Annotated in this window: 19 protein-coding genes and 1 tRNA gene; 6 read left to right on the top strand and 14 right to left on the bottom strand. The window is 24.2% G+C overall.

Going from position 1 to position 24,865, the window contains the following annotated elements; all coding sequences use genetic code 11:
* Positions 1–8: 8 nt before the first annotated feature.
* From ACZ5EC_RS04025 to ACZ5EC_RS04040, 4 genes are all read right to left on the bottom strand, one after another.
* Positions 9–2,642, bottom strand: a complete 2,634-nt coding sequence (locus ACZ5EC_RS04025; protein WP_464303677.1) for a TIM-barrel domain-containing protein — start codon at positions 2,640–2,642, stop codon at positions 9–11.
* A gap of 122 nt (positions 2,643–2,764) precedes the next feature.
* Positions 2,765–3,436, bottom strand: a complete 672-nt coding sequence (locus ACZ5EC_RS04030; RefSeq protein ID WP_464303678.1) for a fumarylacetoacetate hydrolase family protein — start codon at positions 3,434–3,436, stop codon at positions 2,765–2,767.
* A 117-nt stretch (positions 3,437–3,553) separates the two neighbouring features.
* Positions 3,554–4,678, bottom strand: a complete 1,125-nt coding sequence (locus ACZ5EC_RS04035; protein ID WP_464303679.1) for a GNAT family N-acetyltransferase — start codon at positions 4,676–4,678, stop codon at positions 3,554–3,556.
* A 208-nt stretch (positions 4,679–4,886) separates the two neighbouring features.
* The gene (locus tag ACZ5EC_RS04040; RefSeq protein WP_464303680.1) at positions 4,887–5,588 is read right to left on the bottom strand and encodes a hypothetical protein; all 702 of its coding nucleotides are present in this window, start codon (positions 5,586–5,588) and stop codon (positions 4,887–4,889) included.
* A 272-nt stretch (positions 5,589–5,860) separates the two neighbouring features.
* Between ACZ5EC_RS04040 and pheS the strand changes: the two genes are divergently transcribed.
* From pheS to ACZ5EC_RS04055, 3 genes are all read left to right on the top strand, one after another.
* Positions 5,861–6,907, top strand: coding sequence for a phenylalanine--tRNA ligase subunit alpha (gene pheS / locus ACZ5EC_RS04045; protein WP_464303681.1), 1,047 nt, complete (start codon positions 5,861–5,863; stop codon positions 6,905–6,907).
* A gap of 213 nt (positions 6,908–7,120) precedes the next feature.
* Positions 7,121–9,529 carry a phenylalanine--tRNA ligase subunit beta gene (gene pheT, locus ACZ5EC_RS04050; RefSeq protein ID WP_464303682.1) on the top strand — a complete coding sequence of 803 codons (2,409 nt, stop codon included), beginning with the start codon at positions 7,121–7,123 and terminating at the stop codon, positions 9,527–9,529.
* 95 nt (positions 9,530–9,624) lie between these two features.
* Positions 9,625–10,161: a hypothetical protein gene (locus tag ACZ5EC_RS04055; protein WP_464303683.1), complete on the top strand. Its 537-nt coding sequence runs from the start codon at positions 9,625–9,627 to the stop codon at positions 10,159–10,161.
* Positions 10,162–10,552: 391 nt separating this feature from the next.
* Here ACZ5EC_RS04055 and ACZ5EC_RS04060 read toward each other — a convergent pair whose 3' ends face one another.
* The 3 genes from ACZ5EC_RS04060 to prfB all read right to left on the bottom strand — a co-directional run bounded on the left by ACZ5EC_RS04060 (position 10,553) and on the right by prfB (position 13,505).
* Positions 10,553–11,890 carry a PEGA domain-containing protein gene (locus tag ACZ5EC_RS04060; RefSeq protein WP_464303684.1) on the bottom strand — a complete coding sequence of 446 codons (1,338 nt, stop codon included), beginning with the start codon at positions 11,888–11,890 and terminating at the stop codon, positions 10,553–10,555.
* Between the two features lie 4 nt (positions 11,891–11,894).
* On the bottom strand, positions 11,895–12,269 hold the full coding sequence (locus ACZ5EC_RS04065) for a response regulator (protein WP_464303685.1): 375 nt from the start codon (positions 12,267–12,269) through the stop codon (positions 11,895–11,897).
* A 108-nt stretch (positions 12,270–12,377) separates the two neighbouring features.
* A complete protein-coding gene (gene prfB / locus ACZ5EC_RS04070) occupies positions 12,378–13,505 on the bottom strand; it encodes a peptide chain release factor 2 (RefSeq protein ID WP_464303686.1) in 1,128 nt (375 codons plus the stop codon).
* Positions 13,506–13,811: 306 nt separating this feature from the next.
* Between prfB and ACZ5EC_RS04075 the strand changes: the two genes are divergently transcribed.
* Positions 13,812–14,606 carry a nitrilase-related carbon-nitrogen hydrolase gene (locus tag ACZ5EC_RS04075; protein ID WP_464303687.1) on the top strand — a complete coding sequence of 265 codons (795 nt, stop codon included), beginning with the start codon at positions 13,812–13,814 and terminating at the stop codon, positions 14,604–14,606.
* A gap of 20 nt (positions 14,607–14,626) precedes the next feature.
* On the opposite strand, the gene ACZ5EC_RS04080 is transcribed toward ACZ5EC_RS04075, so the two are convergent.
* Positions 14,627–16,483, bottom strand: a complete 1,857-nt coding sequence (locus ACZ5EC_RS04080; protein WP_464303688.1) for an oxidoreductase — start codon at positions 16,481–16,483, stop codon at positions 14,627–14,629.
* A 10-nt stretch (positions 16,484–16,493) separates the two neighbouring features.
* Positions 16,494–16,844, bottom strand: coding sequence for an ArsR/SmtB family transcription factor (locus tag ACZ5EC_RS04085; RefSeq protein ID WP_464303689.1), 351 nt, complete (start codon positions 16,842–16,844; stop codon positions 16,494–16,496).
* A gap of 158 nt (positions 16,845–17,002) precedes the next feature.
* On the opposite strand from ACZ5EC_RS04085, the gene ACZ5EC_RS04090 reads away from it, so the two are divergent.
* A tRNA-Leu gene (locus tag ACZ5EC_RS04090) sits at positions 17,003–17,086 on the top strand.
* A gap of 233 nt (positions 17,087–17,319) precedes the next feature.
* Entirely contained in the window at positions 17,320–18,759 is a 1,440-nt protein-coding gene (locus tag ACZ5EC_RS04095) for a sodium/glutamate symporter family protein (RefSeq protein WP_464303690.1), read from the top strand.
* Between the two features lie 194 nt (positions 18,760–18,953).
* Here the strand turns inward: ACZ5EC_RS04095 and ACZ5EC_RS04100 are convergent, their stop codons facing one another.
* The 5 genes from ACZ5EC_RS04100 to ACZ5EC_RS04120 form a co-directional block, all read right to left on the bottom strand.
* Positions 18,954–19,862, bottom strand: coding sequence for a lysophospholipid acyltransferase family protein (locus tag ACZ5EC_RS04100; RefSeq protein WP_464303691.1), 909 nt, complete (start codon positions 19,860–19,862; stop codon positions 18,954–18,956).
* A gap of 427 nt (positions 19,863–20,289) precedes the next feature.
* A complete protein-coding gene (locus ACZ5EC_RS04105; RefSeq protein ID WP_464303692.1) occupies positions 20,290–21,477 on the bottom strand; it encodes an ABC transporter ATP-binding protein in 1,188 nt (395 codons plus the stop codon).
* A gap of 9 nt (positions 21,478–21,486) precedes the next feature.
* Positions 21,487–22,461 carry an ABC transporter ATP-binding protein gene (locus ACZ5EC_RS04110; protein ID WP_464303693.1) on the bottom strand — a complete coding sequence of 325 codons (975 nt, stop codon included), beginning with the start codon at positions 22,459–22,461 and terminating at the stop codon, positions 21,487–21,489.
* Between the two features lie 29 nt (positions 22,462–22,490).
* Positions 22,491–23,729 (bottom strand): ABC transporter permease, encoded by a 1,239-nt coding sequence (locus ACZ5EC_RS04115; protein WP_464303694.1) that lies wholly within the window; start codon positions 23,727–23,729, stop codon positions 22,491–22,493.
* A 12-nt stretch (positions 23,730–23,741) separates the two neighbouring features.
* Complete coding sequence (locus ACZ5EC_RS04120; protein ID WP_464303695.1) at positions 23,742–24,833, bottom strand: ABC transporter permease; 1,092 nt, start codon at positions 24,831–24,833, stop codon at positions 23,742–23,744.
* Positions 24,834–24,865: the final 32 nt, after the last annotated feature.

The following is a 24,865-nucleotide window of genomic DNA, read 5'->3' on the forward strand; positions in this document are numbered from 1 at the left end:
GAATTTTATTAATCATTTTTCATGAAAACATAAATACAATCTTTTTCTTTATTAGCAAAATAAAATGTATCTTCTACTTTTATATTTTCAAAATCAGGTTCAATAAAATCATTAAATTCTTTTTGAGGAATGGTTTTATTTAAATGGATTTCTTTCCCATTTAATATAATTTTAATTTTATAATTTTCTAAAAATTTTAAAATCAGATCAATGTTATCATAAAATTTATTTTCTAAAATCCATTCAATATGATTTAAATTTATTTTAAAAGTTAGATAATTAAAATTTGAATTAAATTTGATATTTTTATTCAAATTTAAATAAATATTTAATAAAGATTTATCTATATATATGTTTATCTTTGCATCAACTTTATATCTATTGAAAATTCCATTTTTATATTCAAGACTAATAAAATCATCTTCAAAAAATTCATAAGAAAATATTTTTTCATCTGGAAAAATTTCAATTATTGGAAAAATATTTTTCATAACTCTATTTCTAAAATTTGAAGTAACAAATATAGAAGGTATTTTTACCCAGATATCAGGTAATCCCCAATTAGAATAAATGTTAATGTATTCCCCTTTTGAATTTATTTTTTCAGTTGTAAAATAATTTACCCATAAACCTTCAGGAAAATAAGCTTTAATTTTCCCTAATTCTTTCTTTTTGTAATCAAGAATATGCATTACATTTTTGTCAATAAACAATTGATAATCATTAGAAAATAGATCATAATCCTGATAATAATAAAAAACAGGTTTTATTGGGGGGATATTTTCTTCAATCATTTTAAAGAATTGATTATATATTAATAAACTAAACTTTGTTCTAATTAAACTCAAAATTCTTAATTGTTTTTTTGTTTTTTCTTTAAATAGATAAGGTTCCCTTCTTTTTGAAAATTTTGAAGAATGATTTCTAAACAAAGGATGAAAAATTGAATTTTTATACCATTTTACAATCAATTTATCATCAGGATCACCTATAAACCCACCTATATCAGTCCCACAAAAAGGCATCCCAATAATATTGTAGTTAATAATTTGTGAATATCCTATTTTTAAATTTTTATAGTTAGCTGTATTATCTCCAGTCCATGTTCCTGAATATTTTCCAGAAAATGTATAATCTGCTCTGGAAATTATTAAAGGTCTTTTTTTAGCTTCAATAAAAGCTTGATATGAAGCTTTATTCTGTAAATAGGAATATATATTGTGTATTTCTATATCTTTATAGCATATATTATTAATTGTTAAATTTGTATTATTTAAGTTGTTACGATTATTTTTAATATTATCTGTATTGTCATTCTTATTTAAATTATTATTATTTACGATATTATTTTTATCTAAACTATTTTTATTATTTACATTGTTATTTAAATTATTGTTGTTATCTATATTATTAATATGTTCTAAATTCTTTTTATTACCTTCGTTTAAACAAAAAACAACATCATTAGTAAAAGTACCTGTATTCGTATCGAAAACAGATGGTTCATTCATATCATTCCAGAATCCTGAAAAATTGTTATTTAAAAGAAAACTTTTATAAACCTCTTTCCATTTATTAAAAGCTTTTTTATTTAAAAAATCTGGAAAAACGCTAGATCCAGGCCAAACACTACCTTTAAAAATTTCTCCATTTTCTTTCTTTACCAATAAGTTTTCATTTTTAAATTCGTTATAAATATGATATCCCTCTTCAATCTTGATTCCAACATCCATAATCGGAATAAAATATAAATTATCTTTATTTTTTTCTAATATAAATTGATCAAGATTTTTAAATCTATCATTATCAATAGTGAACAATTTATAATTATCCATATAATCAATATCTAAAAAAATATTATCAATTGGGATATCACTTTCATTAAAGTTTTTAATAATATTTTCTAACTCTTTAATATTTTCAATTCCCCATCTTGAAAAAGAATTACCAAATATAAATAAAGGAAAGATATCTTTTATTTCAATTATTTTATAGAGATATTGAACCAGATTTTGAAAATTGTTTGAAATAATTACATCCATTATGATATTTTTACCAAAACATTCTATTGCAATAAGATTTTTATCAGTTTTTTTAAAATCATATATAACTTTACCGGGAAAATTCAGGTAAATTAAAGAAAAATAGTTTTTTCCAACTATATAAAAAATATTCTGTGCTGAATACAATTTATCAGTATAAAAAGTATGGAAATATTGATCCTGAGTATAATTTTCAAAAACCTTATTATCTCTAATTATCCCTGAAAATTTTTCTCCAAGTCCAATAATTTTTGAATGTTTAACATTATTAATGAAAATACCAATAGAATCCTCTTTAGATCCAAGTAGTATTTTAAAAGGAAGATTTAGATTATCAGAATTAACATAATTAAATTTATCATAATAATTTTTATGAATGTTTAATACTATATCATTGTATTCAAAATCATCTTTTTTAATATCATATCTGAAAATATTTAAATTGTCCTGTTTCTTATTTTTTATAGAAACAACAATATTATTAAAATTAAACTTAAACTTTTTTTTGGAGACTCTTTTTTGAGTATGTTCAATTAAATCAGGAGTATGTGATTTTATAATATTCCAGATTCCAGTTAGTATTTCTTTATAATTTCTCATTTTTTTATGTTTTTTCTTTCTTGAATTACCTTATTAGTATAAAAAATATTACAATTTAAAATATACATAAACTTATATTATATAAGTAATTATTTTGATTTTAATTAACAAATATAAAAGGATTAAATTATATTAACAGTAACTTTTTCAGTAAAAGAACCCCCAAACACTAATTTATCACCTTTATTAATAGGTCCAACCCCCTCGGGTGTTCCTGTCATTATCATATCACCAAAATTAAGAGTAAAATATTTAGAAAGATATGAAATTAAATATTGAATTTTGAATATCATATTTTTGGTATTTCCTTTTTGAACAATCTTCCCATTTTTTTCTAAAAATAACTCAATATTATGTAATTTGTTAAGATCACTTATTTTATAAATTTTAGATATGGGAAAGGAATTATCAAAAGCTTTACATATTAACCATGGAGTTCCATTTTTCTTTGCATTTTGTTGTACATCTCTTAAAGTTAAATCTAGTCCAATAGCAGCGCCATAAATGTATTTATTAGCATCTTCCTGTCTAATATTTTTTCCCATTTTCCCTATAACAACAACCAATTCTACTTCATGGTGTAAATTTTTTGTAAAAGATGGATATTCAATTTGGCTGTCTCCCTGAACTACACAATTATCATATTTAGAAAATACAACAGGTTCTCCTAAATTTTCTGAATGCAACTCTTCTATATGTTTAGCATAATTTCTTCCTATACAATAAATGTTCCCTACAGGAATTTTTTCTAAAGAATCAGTAAAAATTATTTTCTTAGAAAATATATCTTTCATATTATTCCCTTTTTAATTAATCAAAAGTAAATATACTGGTAAAATAAATATATAAATAAAATTAAATACACAGGTTAAAAACAATAAAATAAATAAGCTAAATTAAATAAAAATAGTTTATATAAATTTTTTTAAATATACTCTTCTTCTTTTATGTTGTCTTGCATTAAAATATTTCCAGTGTCCCTGTACTCTTGCATTTGTTTCTAATTCAGGATTAGATTCAGCAGAAATAATATTTCTTTTAATTGCTGTTCTTGCGATATCATACATCATTAGTACATCAACCCCTTTACCCATATATTCAGGTCTTACAGCTCCTAAAAGAAGATCTATATATCTTGGTTTTTTTAATGCTTTTAAAATATGAATAAAACCAAAAGGAAATAATTTACCTTTAGCTTTTTGAAAAGCTCTTGAAAGAGAAGGTATTGCTATTATAAAACCAATTACACGATCATTTTCATCTAGAGCTAATTTTACAAAATCAGGATCAACATTTGGAAAATATGCTTTTACATACATATCTACCTGTTTAGGAGTTAATGGCACTGTACCATACAGATCATGATAAGCAATATCTATAACTTCAAATAATTCTTTTGCATATTTTAACAGTTCTTTTGGGTTTTTAGCAGTAAAAACTCTTACTTTTGTTCTGTGTTCAACAACCTTTGCAACTCTTTCAATTCTTTCGGGAATTTTTTCTGGAGTTTTAATATTATATTCAACCCAATCAACATCTTTAACAAAATCAAGTTTTTCAATTAATTTTGGATAGTAATCGTAGTTATATATAGTTGCAATAGTAGCTAATTCATTATAACCTTCTACTAACATTCCTTCATAATCTAAATCAGTAAATCCTAATGGACCATGAATACCTTCCATCCCTTTTTCTTTAGCCCATCGTTCAACAGCACCAATTAGAGCTTTAACTACTTCTAAATCATTTATAAAATCTATCCATCCAAATCTTGCATATTTGTTTTTCCATTTTTCTATATATTTATGATTTATTATGCCAGCAATTCTACCAGCAATTTTCCCATTTTTATATGCTAAAAAATATTCTGCTTCACAATATTTAAATGCTGGGTTTTTATCTTTTCTCAAAGTATTCAATTCATCACTAATTAGAGGTGGAACCCAATAAGGATGATCTTTATAAAGTTCAAATGGGAATTTTATAAATTTTTTCAAATCTTTTAAAGTTTCAACTTTTTTAATTATAATAGACATAAATATACCCCTTATAACATATTCTTAAATAAGTTTAATTTTCTATTTTTTATTAAATTGATACTTTTAAATTTATCTTTTATAGATTTTTATTAATATTATATATTTTGTCTTTTTAATTTCTATTTATTTTTTTCTATTATTTTTTCTATTTATTTAATTTATTTATTTTATATCTATAACTAATTATAGATATTTATTTATTAATTTAATTTACAGGTTTCCCTTTATTATCAAATGTTTTAACCTCAAGTAAACTTCCATCAGAAGAATATTTGTATATTTTATACTGGTATAGTAAATTATTTTTAAAAATATTAACTCTTATCATTTTATTATTACTATTATACAATCTTTCTTGAATTCTCTCATTTTCCTTAAAAAAGATCACTATTTTACCTATAAACATATTATTGAAATAATTTTCTATTACTACAGTAACTGGATTAGGATAACTAAATACAGATTTTCCTATTTTTACAACTGTTCCAAATTCATCAGCTTTATATAAAATATATTGTTTTATTTTTCCATCAAGTAACTCAACTTCATATGAATAAATTAGTGCAAAAAAACCTTTTCCATTAGCTGGACTAATTTTAAACTTATAAAATTTAACAGTACAGTGGTTTAAATCTGTCCATATATATTCACTGTAAAATTTTAATTGATCCTCTGAATAGTATTCAAATCTGGTTATTCTATTTGAATCATCATAAAAAACTTTATAATAAAAAAAATAATTATATAAATCGTATTCATTTATTTGATTATAAAATTTAAATGGATCTCGTTTATCCCTTAATTGAAAATATTTTATTTCTTGAGCTTGAATAACAATATTTAAAACAAAAATAAAAATTATTGTAATAATGAAAACTGAAATATACTTTTTAAATTTAAATTTCATTAAATATTCCCTACTGTATAAGTATATAATATTATAAAATTACACAAGAATAAGTACATTCTATTTTTTTTACTAAATGTATTTTAACACTTTTTAAAAAAAATAAAATAGTTATAATTTAAATTTTTAAAAAAATATTTAATTTTAAAACACATCAAATTAAATTTAATTATTTTTGCTTATCTCTTAAAGAAATATAAATTATTTTACTATAATCATAATTGATTTTTTTTATAATATAATTATATTACTCAAAAAACAGGAAAACTCTTATGGAAAAAAAGATTAATCAAATCAAAGAAAAATTTCTAAAAGAAAAAGAAAAGTTTTTAAATGAAAAAGAAAAATTATTAAATGAAACAAATTTAAATAACTTAAAAATAACTTTTTTAGGGAAAAAAGGTGTTATTGCTGATCTTTATAAACAATTAAAATCAGTTTCTGCAGAAGAAAAAAAATTGTTTGGAAAACTTATAAATGAATTAAAAAATGATATTGATACATTTATTAAAGCACAACAAAAAATTTTAATAACAGAAAAAATAAATCAAAAACTTAAATCAGAATGGCTAGACATAACAATGCCATATAATAAAAAAAGCAACTTTAAAGGCCATATGTCTTTAATATATAAAACAGCTTATGAAATTGTTGATATTTTTCATAAACTTGGTTTTTCTGTTTTTGATGGACCACAAGCAGAAGATGAATATCATAATTTTACAGCATTAAATATTCCTGAAACACATCCTGCAAGGGATATGCAGGATACTATCTGGCTCAAAAATAATATGCTTTTAAGAACTCATACTTCAGCTGTTCAAATTAGAGCAATGGAAAAATTTACACCCCCTTTAAAAGGAATTTCTCCAGGAAGAGTTTTTAGATATGAAGCTATTGATGCTTCCCATGAAAATACATTCTATCAAGTAGAAGGTATTATGATAGACAAAGATATATCAGTTGCTCATCTAATTTATTTTATGAAAACTTTGTTATCTGAAATATTTAAAAAAGATATAAACATTAGATTAAGACCAGGATTTTTCCCATTTGTAGAACCTGGATTTGAATTAGATATTCAATGTTTAATATGTGGGGGAAAAGGGTGCCCTGTTTGTAAAAATGTTGGTTGGGTTGAACTTTTGCCATGTGGACTTATTCATCCCAATGTATTAAAGCAAAGTGGAATAGACCCTGACAAATGGTCAGGATTTGCTTTTGGTCTTGGTTTAAATAGACTTGCTATGATGAAATATGAAATAAATGATATTAGATGGTTTGAATCAGGTGATTTAAGATTTAATACCCAATTTTAATTGTTTTTTTAGATTATTAAATTAATTATCATATTATTTAATTTTTTATTTTATTTAATTAAGATATTTATAAATATTGCAAATTAAATTACAAATTATTTAACATCTAATTTAATATTATTATAATTAAAAATATTGTTAAAATAAATAAAACTATTTTTTGAACATACTTTAAAATTATTAAATAAAAATACACAATAAAGAGGTAAAAGCATGTATATTTCACTAAAATGGATAAATGAATTTACAGAAATTGATTTAAGCAATCCAGCTAAGCTTGGGCAGGACTTTACTTTGAGATGTGCTGAAGTTGAAGATGTTATATCTGAAAAGGATTTATATAAAAACATTATCACTGTTAAAATTGAAAAACTTGAAAAACATCCTGATGCTGATAAATTACAGATTTGCAAAGTAACTGATGGTAAAAATCAATATACAATTGTAACAGGTGCAACAAATATAAAAGAAGGTGATATTGTTCCTTTGGCAAAAATAGGAAGTATTATTCCAGAAAATGGGAAAAAAATAGAAGAAGTAAAATTTAGAGGGATTATTTCTGAAGGGATGTTATGTTCAGGTTATGAACTTAAATACAATGATGATGCAACAGGTATCTTAATTCTTGATAAAAATACTAAAGTGGGTTTAAATATTGCAGAAGTTCTTGATTTTAATGATATCATTTTTGAAATTGATAATAAATCTTTAACTAACAGACCTGATCTCTGGGGACATTATGGTATAGCACGAGAATTCTCAGCAATTTACAATAAGAAACTTTTACCTATTTCTAATGACTCTGAAATTAAAAATATTTTCAATTTTAATGATAAAAATTTACCTATTTTAAAAGATGATATTAAAATAAAAATTGATGATAAAAAAGCATCACCTGCATATTTAGCAGTTTTAATTGAAAATATAAAGAATACCAAATCTCCTCAATGGTTACAAAAAAAATTATTAGCTGTAGGGCAAAGACCTATTTCCTTACTTGTAGATCTATCCAATTTAATCATGTTTGAGACAGGAGAACCTACACATACATTTGATTGGGATAAAATAAATAATACTGATACTATTATAGTTAGAAAATCTTATCCTGAAGAAAAAGTTATAACACTTGATGATAAGGAACGAAAATTACCAGAAAATACATTATTAATCTGTAAAAAAGATAATACCCCAATTGCAATAGCTGGAATTATGGGACTTGCAAATTCAGAAGTAGATGAAAACACTTCATCGATTTTACTTGAGCTTGCCAATTTTGATGCAGCTATAATAAGAAGGTCATCAATAAAACTTGGTTTAAGAACTGAAGCATCTAATAGATTTGAAAAATCTCTTGATCCGCTATTAATAAATGATGCTGCTATAAGATTTGTTGAGATTTTAAAAAAATTACAACCACAAATCAAAGTTACTAAAATTGGATATGTTGATTACTCTGAAAGAAAACAAAAAATAATTGAAATAACATTAGATTTTATTAATAAAAGATTGGGTGTTGAATTAACAAAAGAAAAGGTAATTTCTATCCTTTCATCTTTAAATTTTCAAATTTCAGAAAACAATGGAATTTTTAAAATAATAGTCCCTTCATTTAGAGCTACAAAAGATATTTCAATAAAGGAAGATATAGTTGAAGAAATTGGTAGAGTTTATGGTTATATAAACATAGAACCAAAATCCCCTTTTGTTAAATTAAACATTCCACATAAAATGTGGGAACCTGAATTGGAAAGAAAAATTAGGGAATTTTTAGTTTATAATGAAAATTTTACTGAAATAAATACATATCCTTTTTCTGATAAAGATACTGAAAGTCTATTTGGATATATTGGTGATTATGTTGAAGTTAAAAATCCACCAGACAAGAAAAAAGATATTTTAAAAAGATCGCTTATTCCTGATCTTGTTAATAAAACTAAAGAAAATCTTAAATTCTCTAAAAATTTTAAATTTTTTGAAATTGAACATACTTTTAAATTAAACAAAGATAATTCAATTGATGAACAAAGAGAAATTGCTGGTATTGTTTTATTAAATAGCTCTGATGATTCTGTTTTTGAAGCCCGCGATGCATTAATAAACCTTTTTAATCACTTTAATATTAAGGATTTAAAAATAAAACCTGATAGCTCTATAAAATTTTTGCATCCATACAAAAGTGGTAAAATTTATTATAATAATAAAGAAATTGCATTCTTCGGACAAATTCATCCTGAAATACAAAATAAACTTGATATTTCATCGCCATTTGCAATTTTCTGGACAAATGTAAAGTTTATTAAAGAATTTGAGAGAGATTTTCTTCCTTTTAACCCTATTTCTAGATTTCCTAAAACAGTTTTTGACCTTGCGTTGGTAGTTAATCATAATACATATGTTCAGGATATAATAGATGTAATTAGAGAAACAAATAAAGAATTAATCCTAAATGTTAAACCATTTGATATTTTTACAGGTGAAAAAATTGGAAAAGGGAAAAAATCAATTGCTTTTGAAATTGAAATCGGAAGCCAAAATAGAACATTATCAAGAGATGAAATTAATAATATTCTTGAAAGTATTATTAAAAATTGTGAGAATAAAGGATACTATTTGAGAAAATAAAGAAACAATATCTTCTAAATTAATTATTTTTGAATTTAATTTTTTATTTACTATTTAAAAAATTTTATTAAATAATAAAATATATGGGAGGTATAATGATAAAATTTATTTTAAAAAGGTTTATCAAATCATTCTTTAAAAAATTAAAAAAATTAAATATTACATTATCCTCATCTATTAAAAAGAAAATTATTAATATAATTTTATCTACCACTAATTCAATAACTGTTAATAATGAAATAAATCCAATATATCTTTCAAATGAAAAAATTGAGGAAATTATTTCCATAATTAATAACAATGATTTATTAAATAAAAAAACTTATGAAGAAATTGAAGGTTTTTTAGAAAATGAACCAGTATTAAATATTGATGAAATTCAATCTTTATTAGAAAATATTGAAGCCGCTAATTTTAAAAATATAGAAAAATCACTATCTAAAATCGATTATATCCCTTCAGAAGAAGAAATAAACGAATATATTTCTTCTATACCTTCACAAAAGGAAATAAATGATTATATTTCTTCTCTAAATGAAATAGATATAGATGAATTAATTAAAATATTGGAATCAGATGATTTATTTTCTATAAAAAAAACAGATAAAATATTAAAAAAGTTAAACAAATAAATTTATTAATTTAATTTTATTATTTATATCTATTAACTTTTCAAAAACTGTATCTATCATTATTAAAATTTTTCGACTGGATTGTAGTCGTCAAACACAAAAGAGAATATATTTTTTCGTGGCAGGTACAGTTAATAATAAAAATTGAAATTATTACATTTGATTAAATAAATTAAGTAAATAAATATATCCTAATTAAAATTTCTCGACTGGATTACAGTTGCCAAAGGCTGAAGAGGAAAAAATAAAATACTTTAGTTTAATATTTAAAAAAGATTAATTTTAAAAATTATATAACTGTACTAAGGAGAGAAATTTTAATTAGGATATTATCTATTCTATTTTTTAAATATATCAATAATTTCAATTTTATTATTAACATTGATATTTTTTACTTTATAGGATTATAATTTTCTTTAATAGAAGTATATTTATTTAATGTTATAATTGCATCATATAATTTGTATAATGAAATAGTTGTAAAAACAAAAGTTGTAAATACCATCCCATTTGATAGATAATAATATAATTTATTATTGTTATATTTGTAATTAAGATAAAACTCATTGTACAGGATTCCGCTTGCAATTCCTAATCCTGCAAATACCCCACTTATAAAAGCCTTTTTATAACCTGAATTTAAATAATAATTAGCATAATTGTTATAATATTTAATTGAATTTAAAGGAAAAAGATAAATTTCTAAATTACTTATTTGTCCTTTTTCAACATTTACAACCTTTTCCCTAACAATAAAACCTTCTTTTATAATTGAAATAAAATGGGTACCAGGATCTAAATTTTCAACTTTTATAGGTGAATAACCAATAAATTTATTATCAATCCAGACTTCTGAATTCTGTGGAAATGTATTAATAAGTAAAGTTACATTACCAATTTTTTTTTCAAGTTCAATATCTAATGTTGAATCTTTTATTAAATTAAGGTTGATTTTTTTTGATTTATACCCTGGTAAAAATACTTCTATTTCTTTGTTTCCTTCTTCAAGGTAATACTCTTTATTAGTAGGACCTACTATAATATCATTAACTTTTAAATAATAATTCTTTTTTGATTTAACAACTAATTTGAAATATGAGATATTTAAAAAATCATTTAAAAATTTTTTTTGAAACAATTTATTTAAATCATCATAAATAGAAAATGAATTATATTCTATCTTATAATCAAAAGTTCTATATGTAATTAGATTGAAATTATTGTCCACAAAATTTTTTGTTTCATTATAATTTTTATATTTTTCTTTTATTTTTATAACCAGATATTTTATGTTATTATCAGTTACAACTTCATAATCAATATTTATTAAAATAAAGTAATTTTCAGAATAATTTAAATTAAATATCTCACTATCTAAAATATTTTTTTCAATAATTTTTACAGGTACATAATAATCAGTTTCGTTATTTGATAAATAGGTATAATAATAGAGTAATCCTTTATAATAATCTTCTTTTAATTTTTTATCCAATTTAATTTTTTTTTCAGTAAGAGTTTTTTTTATTATATCAGTAATCATATTTGAAAGATAATTATATTCAAAATCTGGATTAATATTTTTTATATCCCCAATATAATATTGAATTGAATTATAATAAGAATTTTGTTGAGAAAAAACATTTATATTAAAAAAAATGATTAAAATAAAAATATAGGTATTTATTGATAACAATTGATTTATTAGTGATTTATTGTTTTTCTTAAACATAAAATTAATTTATCTTTTTATGATTCATTATTTTAAAAATAGCTGACATTAATCTTTGCTCTTTAAAAGGTTTAACTACAAAATCTCTAGCTCCAAGTCTTATAGAAGTTATTATCATTTTTTGTTGACCCAAAGCAGAACACATAATTACATTAGCTTTAGAATCAATTGCCATAATATTTTTTAAAGCTTCAATACCATTCATAAATGGCATTGTTATATCAAGTAAAACTATATCTGGTCTATGTTCTTTGTATTTTTTAATTGCTTCAACACCATTAGCAGCTTCAATATATTCAAAACCATATTTCTTAACTATTTCTGAAAGCATTAAACGAACAAAAGCTAAATCGTCAACAATTAAAATCTTGCCTTTCATAAATTATCCTATTTAATATAATCACTTATCTAATTTTTTTAATTATTTTTTGTAAATCAAATAAATATTAACATCTTTTAATTTTTTTTCTATCATTTTTTAATAAATTTAAACAGAAAACTTCTTTTTAAAATCATATTTTATCATTTCAAATATAAAAGGATCTAAATTTCCTTCAAAAACATCTTCTGGTTGAACTGATTCATAACCTGTTCTATGATCTTTAACAAGGTTATAAGGATGAAGAATATAAGATCTTATTTGATTACCCCATGAAATCTCTTTTTTTTCTTTTAAATTTTTCTTGTTCTCTTCTTCATTTTTCTCTTTATAGTATTGATAAAGTCTTGATTTTAAAACTTTTAATGCAATTTCTTTATTTTTATGTTGTGATCTTTCATCCTGGCAACTAACAACAATTCCAGAAGGGATATGAGTTATTCTAACAGCTGAATCAGTTGTATTTACATGTTGCCCACCTGCACCAGAAGCTCTGTATGTATCAATTTTTAATTCTGAAGGATCTAAAGTAATTTGAATATCATCATCTATTTCAGGGTAACAATATATTGAACAAAATGATGTATGTCTTCGTTTATTTGAATCAAATGGAGAAATTCTTACAAGCCTATGAATTCCTACTTCATGTTTCAAATATCCATAAGCAAATTTCCCCTTTACTAAAATAGAAGCTGACTTAACACCTCCTCCTTCATAAGGGGTATATTCTAATAAAGTTATTTTAAACTTTTTTTTCTCAAAATATTTTATATACATTCTAAATAGCATTAATGCCCAATCTGTAGATTCTAATCCACCTGCACCAGGATGAATTGAAAAAATAGCATTTTTTTCATCTATTGTATCAAAAACTTGAAAATATATGAAATTTTGAAATTTTTCTTTTAAATCATTTAAAATATCTCTAATTTCAGTAATTTCGCTTATAGAATTATCATCTACTATCTCAAACAAATTGTTCATTTCTTCAATATCTTGTTCCAATTTTTCATAAGTCTCAATAGTACCATTAATCTTTTTTAGGTTTTGCATTGCTTCTTTAGCACTTTTTTTATCATTCCAGAAATCAGGATTATTAATACTGGCTTCAATTTCTTCTTTTCTTTTATTAAGAGAATTAAGATTAAAAACTTTCTGTATATCTTCATATTGAGACTTTATAAAGTTAAAATCTTTTTTTAAAGTATATAAATCAATATTAGTTTCATTTTTCATCTAAAATAGACTATAATTTTTTATTAAAATTTCAATAAAAAAGAATTCATTAATCATGATAATTTTTTTTATTTAAATAAAAATATAATTTCAAATCAATCTAAAAAAAGTTATTACATTTTTTAAAATTAACATTAATTGAATTTTTTCTTTATTATTAAACTAAATATGATATTAAATTAATAAAATATATTAAAATTTAAAAAATAGAATTATAATTTGTAATATACTAAAAAATTCTTTTAAAATTAGATACAACAGAATTTATATTATTAAAGATTTTGTATTATTAAGGAGGAAATTTAAATGGGGATAAAAATAACTTTAGTACAGTTTAAACCTATCTTTTTAAATTTAGAAAAAAATATAGAAAAAGCATTATCAATAATCAACAAGATAGATGAAGGTATAATCTTATTTCCTGAACTTTTTTTAAGTGGTTACACATTTAGTTCAAAAAAAGAAGTGAAATCAAATTCTTTGAATTTAAATTCTAAATTACTTGAACCTTTCTTTAGAACAACCATGAAAAAAGATATAGCAATATGTGGTGGATATGCTGAACAATTTAATGATAAATTTTATAATTCTTCTTTTTTTATTGCAAATGGTAAAGTGTTAAATAATTACAGAAAAACACATCTTTTTTTTCATGAAAAAGATTTTTTTTCTCCAGGAAATACTGGATTTAATGTCTTTGAATACAAAAATTATAAATTTGGAATGATGATTTGTTTTGATTGGATTTTTCCTGAAGCTGCTAGAACTCTTGCATTAAAAGGTGCTCAGGTCATTTTGCATCCTGCTAATCTAGTTTTACCATATTGCCAAAAAGCGATGTTTGCAAGAACCATTGAAAACAGAGTTTTTATTGCTACTGCAAATAGAATTGGGGAAGAAAAGAATGGAGATTATCAAAATAATTTTACAGGTCAATCACAAATAGTTAATCCTAAAGGGGAATACATATTAACATTTACCAATACTGAAGAAACATTTAAAACAATTGAAATTAATCCAGATGATGCAAATAACAAAAACATCACAGATTTAAATAATATTTTTAGTGATTTAAGACCTGAATTTTATAAGCAAAAATAGAACATTGTAAAATTTAAATTCTATAATATTTTCGCAATTTCATACCCCTCATGTATAGCATCAACAATTTTTCTTACTTCTTTTGCATCTCCAATAACATATGAATCTACACCTTTTATCTTGAAAGGAATATATGGTTTGCTTCCAAATGCTGCAACAAAATAATCAACTGTTAACTTTAAATTTCTATTTGAATCTTTATTACCTGCATCTAAGTTTTCCAATATTATTTCCAATTTATTATTATTGTATGAAATATCAACAATTTTATGTTTTAAAATGGTTTCAACATTTTTTTCTGATAACTCTTCAAGTAATACTTTTCTTGAAAGTGTTTCCATTCCAGATGCTAGTTTTTCCAACATCTCGACAATATAAATTTTATTCTTGTTCGCTAAAAATAAACCAGTTTCACATCCAACTAAACCACCTCCACCAACTAATATAGTATCATTATTGAAACTTATTTTATTTTCCAGAACCTCTTTATAATCAAAAATTCGTTTTTTATCAAATTTATCATTTAAATCTTTAAAAGGATTTATAGGTTTAACTCCAGTAGCAAAAATTACTGCATCAGGATTTAAATTTAAAACATCATTTTCATTAGCAATTTTGTTAAAAATTGTTATATTGTTAAATTTTTTAAAATCATTTTTAAAATAATCAATTAACCATTTAATTTTAGCTTTTCCATCAGGAACTGCTGCAATTTGAAGTTGTCCTCCAAATTTATCAGTAAAAATATAAACATTATGCCCTTTTTGTGCACTAATTTTAGCAGCTTCCAACCCTGCAGGACCTCCACCAATTATTACAATATTTTTTTTGATTTTAGAAACTTCTATTTCTTCCTCATTACCAACATTAGGATTCACACCACACCTAATTGGTACATCATTATCATGTCTTGCATGGATACATTCACTACAACCTATACATTTTCTAATATCATTTATATCACCATTTTTAACTTTATTTACCCAATCAGGATCAGCAAGTAAAGTTCTTCCTAAAGCAATCATATCAGCTTTATCATTCAAAATTTCTTCTGCTATTTCAGGTGTTCTAATAACTCCAACAGCTACTACTGGAATATTTAATGGTCGTATTTTTTCAGCAAGGTAAGACCTCCACCCTTCTTCAAATTCAATTGGTTCCAATCTTAATTCTTTTCTTCCTATACCAATATCTGCTTGTATCATATCATAACCAGCATTAGCCAATTCATGTGAAATTCTTTTACCCTCTTCTAAATCAATACCACCTTCTTGTGGATCCCATACTGCAAGCCTAATAGTTACAGGAAAATCTTTTCCACAATTTTTTTTAATTGATTTTAAAATCTCTTTAGCAAATAATGTCCTTTCACCCCATTTATCCTCTCTTTTATTGCTTAGGGGAGATAAAAATTGACTTACTAACAAACCATGTGCCCCCTGGACTTCTACCATATCAAATCCAGCTTCTTTTGCTATTTTTGCAGAAAAACCAAATTTATCAATTAAATCCAAAATTATTTTTTCATCTAAATTATTAACATTATTTTCTTTAAAACCAGGATGAGTTAGCTCAACAGATATTTTTGCACCATATTTGTGTACCTCTTTAACAAGAGTTTTCCAACCATTTAAAAACATATAATCATCTATTCGTGGTTGAAATGCTCCTTTTTTCCCTGATTGAAAATCTATAGCAGAATTTTCTATTATAACCAGCCCCACTCCACCTTTAGCTCTTCTAGCATAATGTTTAATAAATCTCTCTGTTAAGTGTCCTGATCTTGAAGCAAAATTTGTAGAGATAGGTGGGAATAATGTTCTATTCCTAAGTTCAACATTTCCAATCTTAATTTTTTTAAAAATATTCTCATACATCTATGTTCTCCTATTTATTTTTTATTAATTTTTTATTCAGAACAAATTTATTTAATTTTTTTAAATCATTTTTAAATACATCCATTTTATCTAATTCTAGATTTTTTATAAAATTAAAATATACTTTATTATCATTTTTGTTATTTAATTTATAAATAATTGATTTACCTATTTTATAATTCTCAACCAATCCAGATTCTAAAAGAATTCTAAGATGCTTTGAAACATTATATTGCTTTTCTTCTAAAATATTTTCAATAGAACCAACACAAAGCCCATCACTATAATTCAATAATAGAAATAGTATTCTAAGTCGAAAATCACAAGCAATTGATTTTATAATTTTTGTACTTTTAAACATATTTTTCTCCTTATATGCATAATATAGCATATATTATCTTTTTGTGTCAACATTTTTTTAATTTTTTAAATTATTATTTTCAAGTTAAACTTTTTAATAATTGAAATTAAATTTTTTTTTAATATATTAACTTTGAGTTATAAATCACATTTAATAATGTCGGTATGGTGGAATTGGTAGACACGCTAGATTCAGGTTCTAGTGGACAATTGTCCATGGGGGTTCAACTCCCCCTACCGACATTTCATTATATGTAAATCAATTTTTTTATCAGAAATTACTTCAATTAAAAAAAACAAGTAAAATAAACTTTATTTATCTTCAATCAACAATATCTTTTATAAATTATTAATAATATTTGACATCTTAAAAATTATATTTAATATTTATATAAATTATTAGAAAATCAAAACTTTATATAACATTTATTATTAAATTTTAGTTACATTTAACATTTACTTTTATAGGAGTTAATATGAATTTTTCATGGACATTATTACTTAATTTAGGTGTAATTGGATTTGGACTTCTATTAGCTACCGTTATAAGATACAGAGTCAAATTCTTTCAAAAATATTTAATTCCCAATGCTTTAACAGCAGGATTTTTATTATTACCATTTTATAATTATGTTTTACCTAAATTTGGATTAACCTCTACCCAACTTGGAGAACTTGTTTACCATCTTTTAAGCATATCTTTTATTGCTATGACATTGCGTAAAACAAAAAAAAGGACAAAAGGTATTAATGTTTATTCAATGTCGATTGGCATACTTTCTCAATATGCATTACAGGCAATTACAGGTCTATTACTAACATATATTTTTATTAAAACTTTATTTCCTGATCTTTTCCCTTCATTTGGATTTTTATTACCATTAGGGTTTGCTTTAGGTCCTGGTCAAGCTTTTGCAATAGGAAATGGATGGGAACAGTTTGGATTTAGTGGTGCAGGAAGTATTGGATTAACATTTGCAGCTATAGGATTTTTATGGGCTTGTTTTGGTGGAGTTTTTTTGATTAATTATGGAATTAAGAAAAAATGGATTTGTGTTGATAAATTAGACAACTTGAATACGGCTAAAGTTAAAACAGGTATTTATCCAGAAGGAGCTAAACCAAAAGTTGGTGCTCATTTAACAACAGAAACAGAAGCTATTGATTCAATGTCCTTTAATATTGCAATAGTATTTGGAATTTATTTTTTAACTTTTTGGTTTTTAAAATTTCTTACATGGGCGTTATCATTTGCTGGAAATATGGGACATGATTTAGCAGTTAATTTATGGGGTATAAGTTTTATATTCGCTGCATTAATCGCTATAATTGTAAGAGAATTTTTAAAAAAGAGTAAAATTCATCATGTTTTTGATAATGCTACATTAACAAGAATTTCTGGAACATCTGTAGATTTTATGGTTTCAGCTTCAATTGCTGCAATTTCTCTAGTAGTTGTTGCAAAATATTGGTTACCAATTTTAGTTGTTAGTACTGTTGGAGGTTCTTTAACTTTATTAACTGTACCATGGTTATCATCAAGACTTTTCAAGGATCATAGATTTCATAGAACTCTTATTGTCTATGGAGCAAGTACAGGTACAATGCCAACAGGGCTTGCTTTATTAAGAGTTATAGATGCTGAATATGAAACTCCTGTTGCATCAGATTATATGTTTTCAAGTGGTTTAACATTTATATTTGCAATCCCATTTATTTTAATAATTAATTTACCAGCTTATAGTTATACAACTGGCAATCCTATTTATTTCTGGATTGCTTTTCTAATAAGTGTTGGTTATTTAATATTTGTAATTATATCTCATGTTGTTATTGCTAAAAGTAAAAGCTTTAAAAATCCTACTAAAATATGGTATTTCATAGAAAATATTTTACATAAAAAAACTAAAAGTTAAAATAAATTTTTATTAAATACTTTATTAAATTATTAATTTACAAAAATTATTTAAATTTTTAGAATTTTTTCATTCAAATTTATTTATAAAAACAATAGTAACTATAAAAATTTAGATAGTTTAAAAATAGATAAATAATAAAATAAATATAAAGTGAATTTGTAATTCTTGGATTAAAACTAATTTATATATTTTTATACACTGTAAATGTATTCATTTGAATTTGTTAATTCTTCATAAATTGGATCATATTTTTGTGACATATTATATAACATCTCATAAACAATTTTATTAATATTCTTTTTTTCGGTTCTTGATAGATCTTTTGTTTCCAGTTTTTTCCCATATGCAATAACAACTGGTTTATTCTGGTTAATATAAATATCACCTGGTTTCATTACCTCACGAGTACCTTTTAAATAAATTGGTAATATTTTGGTATTAGTAAAGGTAGCAGCAGCCAATCCACCTCTTTTAAATTCCTGTAATTTCCCGTCTCTACTCATTGTTGATTCAGGAAATAATATCAAATTGATATTATTTTGCAATTTTTTAATAATTTCTTTTAAAGCTTTAACCTGTGAATTTTTATTTTCAGGATGGATAAAAACTGATCCTGACTGTTTCATCCAAAAACGAAATACAGGTAAAGTTGCTACTTCAGCATTAGATATAAATGCGGCTAAAACAGGTATAGTAGCATATATAACAGGTATATCATAAGGAGAAAGGTGGTTTGCTACAAAAAGGTAATTTGTTCCATCTAAAATTGGCTCTTCTTGAAAAATATTTAAATGGATTTTTGCTTTATTACAAAGAGATTCTCCCCATGAATTTAAAACTGAATATAGATGTTTATTCCAGATTTTTAAATTTTTTAAAATAGGAACAAAAGGGATGCTCCATCCAGCTGCGAAAGATCTTAAAAAAATAGAAGCAAATAATCCAAATTGATGAGATTGTTTTATTGCTTTATAGACACCTAAAACAGGATTTTTAGCTTCTTTTATAATTTTTGAATATAAAAGACCACCCATATATGAGGCATCATCATACATGGTTAGATTTTTTTCAATTTCTTTTTTTCTGCTTTTTTTGTTCATAAATAAAACCTGTTAAATTAAATTGACATTATATTTAAATTAATTATTTAATAAAAAATATTTAATTTAAATTAAAAAAATACAATGATTAATATATAAACCTATATAATATAACATGTATAGATATAACTAATATAGTTATTATTATTTAATATTTTCTATATAACTAAAATAATATCTACAACAAAATAAGCAAATTTAGTTATAATTCTAGAATTACAACTAATTTACACACTATTATTAACATAACCCAAAATTAATCTCTTAATATAAAATAATAAAAATATCTAAAAATAAAAATAAAAAAATTAATCTTAAAAAAAATATATTATGATTATAATTATTTATATTTCACTAAATAAAAACATGTAAATGGAATTTAAATAGTAAATCTTTTTTGCTAATATTGTTAATATGTAAAAAATTTTTAATTATTTGATTTTAAAATCAAAGTTTCTTCTACCTGTTTTCTTGTTACAGGATTATGACATGCTAAATAATGTCCTGGAGAAACTTCTTTTAATTCAGGATATTCAGTAGCACATTTTTCTGTAGCAAATCTACATCTAGATCTAAAATAACAACCTTTTGGTAAATAAATAGGAGAAGGTACATCTCCTTCTATTGGAATAACATTAAAATGATGATCGGGATCAGCAACTGGTATAGCAGAAAGTAATGCTACAGTATAAGGATGTCTTGGATTTTTATATAATTCTTCAGATTTTGCAATCTCAACTATTTTTCCTAAATACATTACAGCAATTCTATCACTCATATAGTTAATAACTGTTAAATTATGAGAGATAAATAGATATGTTAATTTAAACTCCCTTTGTAAATCAAGTAATAAATTTAAAATTTGTGATTGAATTGATACATCTAAAGCAGAAGTAGCTTCATCAGCAATTACAAATCTTGGTTTCACAGCTAATGCTCTAGCAATAGAAATTCTCTGTCTTTGACCTCCTGAAAATTCATGAGGATATTTATGTGCAGAAAGTTTAGGAAGTCCTACAATATCTAATAACTTAAACACTTCTTGATAAGCTTCATTCCATGAAACACCCATATGTTCAATTATTGCTTCTGCAATTATATCCTTTACCAACATTCGTGGGTCTAATGAAGAAAATGGATCTTGAAAAACTATTTGCATATCTTTTCGTTTTTCCCTTAAAAGATTTTTATCCATTTTAAAAATATCAATAGTTTTTGCAGCATTGTAATATTCTTTTTTAATTTTATTAAATTTTTTCAATGTGTCTCTATCAACCTTGTACCCTTCAGCTTTTAAACTATTAATTTTAATTTTTAGTTTATAATATTCTTCTCTTAGCTTTTCAACCATCATTTTCTCATTTTCATCAGCATCAATATAACAAGCACCTTCAGTTGGTTCATACATCCTGAGTAATAACCTTCCAGTAGTAGTTTTTCCACAGCCAGATTCTCCAACTAATCCTAAAGTCTCACCTTCATTAATATAAAATGATATATCATTAATTGCATGAACCCTTAAATGTGAAAAACTGAATCCCCCAGCTTTTAAAGGAAATGATTTTACTAAATTTCTAACATCTACAATTCTTTTATTATTATTATTATTATTCATTATAACCTCCTAAAATAACCAGCATGATACAAAATGACCACTTTCAATTTCTTTCATTTCTGGTGTTTGTTCTTTACATATTGGTTTAGCATAAGGACATCTAGTATTAAATCTACACCCTTTTGGAAAATGTTTTGGAGAAGGTACATTCCCTTCAATCTGAAATAATCTTGTATCATTTTTAGTTTGACCTAATATTGGAATAGATTTTAACAAGCCTTTAGTATAAGGATGAAGAGGGTTTTTAAAAATATCATGCTTCTTTCCATTCTCAACAATTTTTCCAGCATACATCACCTGTACTCTATCAGCAAAATTTGCAATAACACCTAAATCATGTGTAATAAACATAATTGCTGAATTGACTTTACTTTTAAGGTCTTCAATTAATTTTAATATTTGAGCTTGAATAGTAACATCCAATGCTGTAGTTGGTTCATCAGCAATCAATAGTTTAGGATCACAGGATAAAGCCATTGCAATCATAACTCTTTGTCTCATACCACCTGACATCTGATGAGGATAATCTCCAAATCGTTTTTCAGGATTAGGAATTCCAACAAGGTCAAGATATTTAATAGCTCTTTCTTTAGCTGCTTCATCATCTAATTTTAAATGATTTTTAATAGGCTCTACTAATTGGTTACCAATTGTGTAAAGAGGGTTTAAAGAATTCATAGGTTCTTGAAAAATCATTGAAATTTCTTTTCCTCTAACCTCTAGCATTTCATCTTCTGTTAACCCCAATAAATCAATCCCTTGAAATAAGATCTCACCATTAACTATGTAACCAGGTTTATCAATTAGCCTCATAATTGAATAACCAGTTACAGTTTTACCACAACCTGATTCACCAACAACACCTAATGTTTCACCTTCATTTATATAAAACGAAACATCATCAACTGCTTTAGCAACATGGTCAAAAAGATAGAAATATGTTTTTAAATTGTTTACCTCTACTAATTTCTTTTCTATACTCATATTTATTCCTTAATTTATATATTTTTAAATTATATTTTGGTTCTAGGATCAAGAGCATCCCTCAAAGCATCACCAATCATATTAAAAGACATTACTGTTAAAATAATAAATATTGATGGGATAATAATCCATGGAAATGCAGCTACCATATATGGTTGTACTGCATCACTTAATAACATTCCCCATGAAATAGATGGTTCAGATATTCCAAGTCCTAAAAAAGAAAGACCTGTTTCACCTAAAATGTATCCAGGAATACTCAAAGAAATATTTATTATAATATATGATGATAATTGAGGTAAAACATGTTTAAAAATAATTCTTGATTTTTTTATTCCCTGAGCCTGTGCAGCGAGTACAAAATCTTCATTTTTAATTGAAAGTATCATACTTCTTAAAACTCTAGATAAACCTGCCCAGCTAATTAAAGAAAGGATTACAACAATCATAAAATACATTGCTGAAGGGGAAAGTTGCGAAGGAATAAGTGATCTTAAAAATAACAAAAAATAAAATGATGGAAATAACATAAATATTTCACATATTCTCATTATTATCCAATCTGTAGCTCCTCCAAAATACCCTGCTATTCCACCTAAAACAATTGCAATAATAAGTGATAGAAATGTTCCAACAAAACCTACTGTTAAAGAGATCCAGGCTCCAATAAAAACTCTTGAAAAAATATCCCTTCCTAATTTGTCAGAACCAAATAAAAATACAGCTCCATCTGGATCCCCTCTTTTATCAACTTTTGTTGTAAAAAGATGTATTCTGGATGGTATTAAAAAGAAAAGTTTATATGGTTGACCTTTAGCAAAAAAATAAACTCTCTTTTTTTTATAAATAGTAATTTTCTTACCATTTACCATTACAGTTTTATCTATTACTTTCCTGTATCTTTTAAATATTACATTATATAGTTGATATTCATATACATAAGGTCCTACATATTTCCCGGTTTCGTCAAAAAGATGAATTCCTGTTGGAGGATGAGAAGGTAGTCTTTTAAATTTATATTGTCCATCATAAGGTGCAAAAAAACCTGAAAAAAACATAAAAATATAAAAACTTACTAAAAGCCAGAAAAAATAGATAGCAAGTTTATGTTTTTTAAATTTTTTAATCATAAGTGAAGAAGGAGTTTCAACTCTATCTTCTTCCTGATATTTTTCTATCTTTTTTTCTCTTTGATTTATTTCTTTTCTAATTTTTTCATAAAGTCTTTTTTTATTCTCTAATACTTTTTCTTTATCAAATTGTTTCATTTTTAAATCTCCTTAACTAATTCTAATTCTAGGATCTAGAATAGACAATAATATATCAGAAAACATAATACCTAATAATGTAAGTGAAGATGTTATAATAAAATAACCCATAACTAAATACATATCCTCTTTTAAAACAGCCTGATATAAAAAATAACCTATACCTGGAAATCCCATAACAATTTCAACCAGTGTTGAACCGGATATTAAGTTAACAAATATAAATCCAAAGTTTGAAACAAAAGGGTTAATAGCATTCCTGAAAGCATGTTTATAAATAATAGTATTCTTTCTTAAACCTTTTGCTCTGGCAGTAGTAATATATAATTTGTTAAGCTCTTCAAGCATCTGACTTCTCATAAATCTAACGAAGGATGCTATTCCACCCAATGAAGTTGCTAAAACAGGTAAAATCATATGGTGCATATAAGTTAAAAATTTTTGAAAAGAATTAAGTTGATCCCAATTATGTGGTATCAACCCCCCAACTGGAAATACTATTGGTCCAAGGACGTGATATCTTTGAGTTAAATAAGCTAAAAACATCAACATGAAAGCAAAAAAATAAGTTGGAGTGGATAAAAATATAAAAGAAATAAAAGAAATTGATCTATCCTGCCATTGAAATTGCTTGACTGCACAGACAACCCCAAGTGGGATAGCAAGGGCATAAACTAAAATAATAGATAATATATTAAGTATAAGAGTATTTTTTAAATTCATTTTAACTAATTTTAAAACTGGCATTTTATATTCAAAAGATGCTCCAAGGTCACCATGTAAAATAACCCCTTTTAACCATTGCCAGTATTTGGGTAAAAAAGATTTATCAAGTCCATATTGTTTTGCAAGTAAATCTACATATTCAGGTTTCATTTGAGGATTCATCCTCATTTCTGTAAGAATATCACCAGGTCGTAGTTCCATTAATCCTAAAGTCATAAATGATACAATTAACATAATAGGAATCATTGATAATATTCTTCTAATAATAAAATTTGCTAATGGATATCTAGTAACAAATTTGAAAAGGAAATTCATGAACTTTACTTTCATTGAACTAAAAAAGTTTTTCTTGTATCCTACTTCTTGTAGTGAAGACATAAATGCTCCTTTAATTTCTTAGATATTATTTA

The sequence above is a fragment of the Exilispira thermophila genome (genome assembly GCF_055389015.1).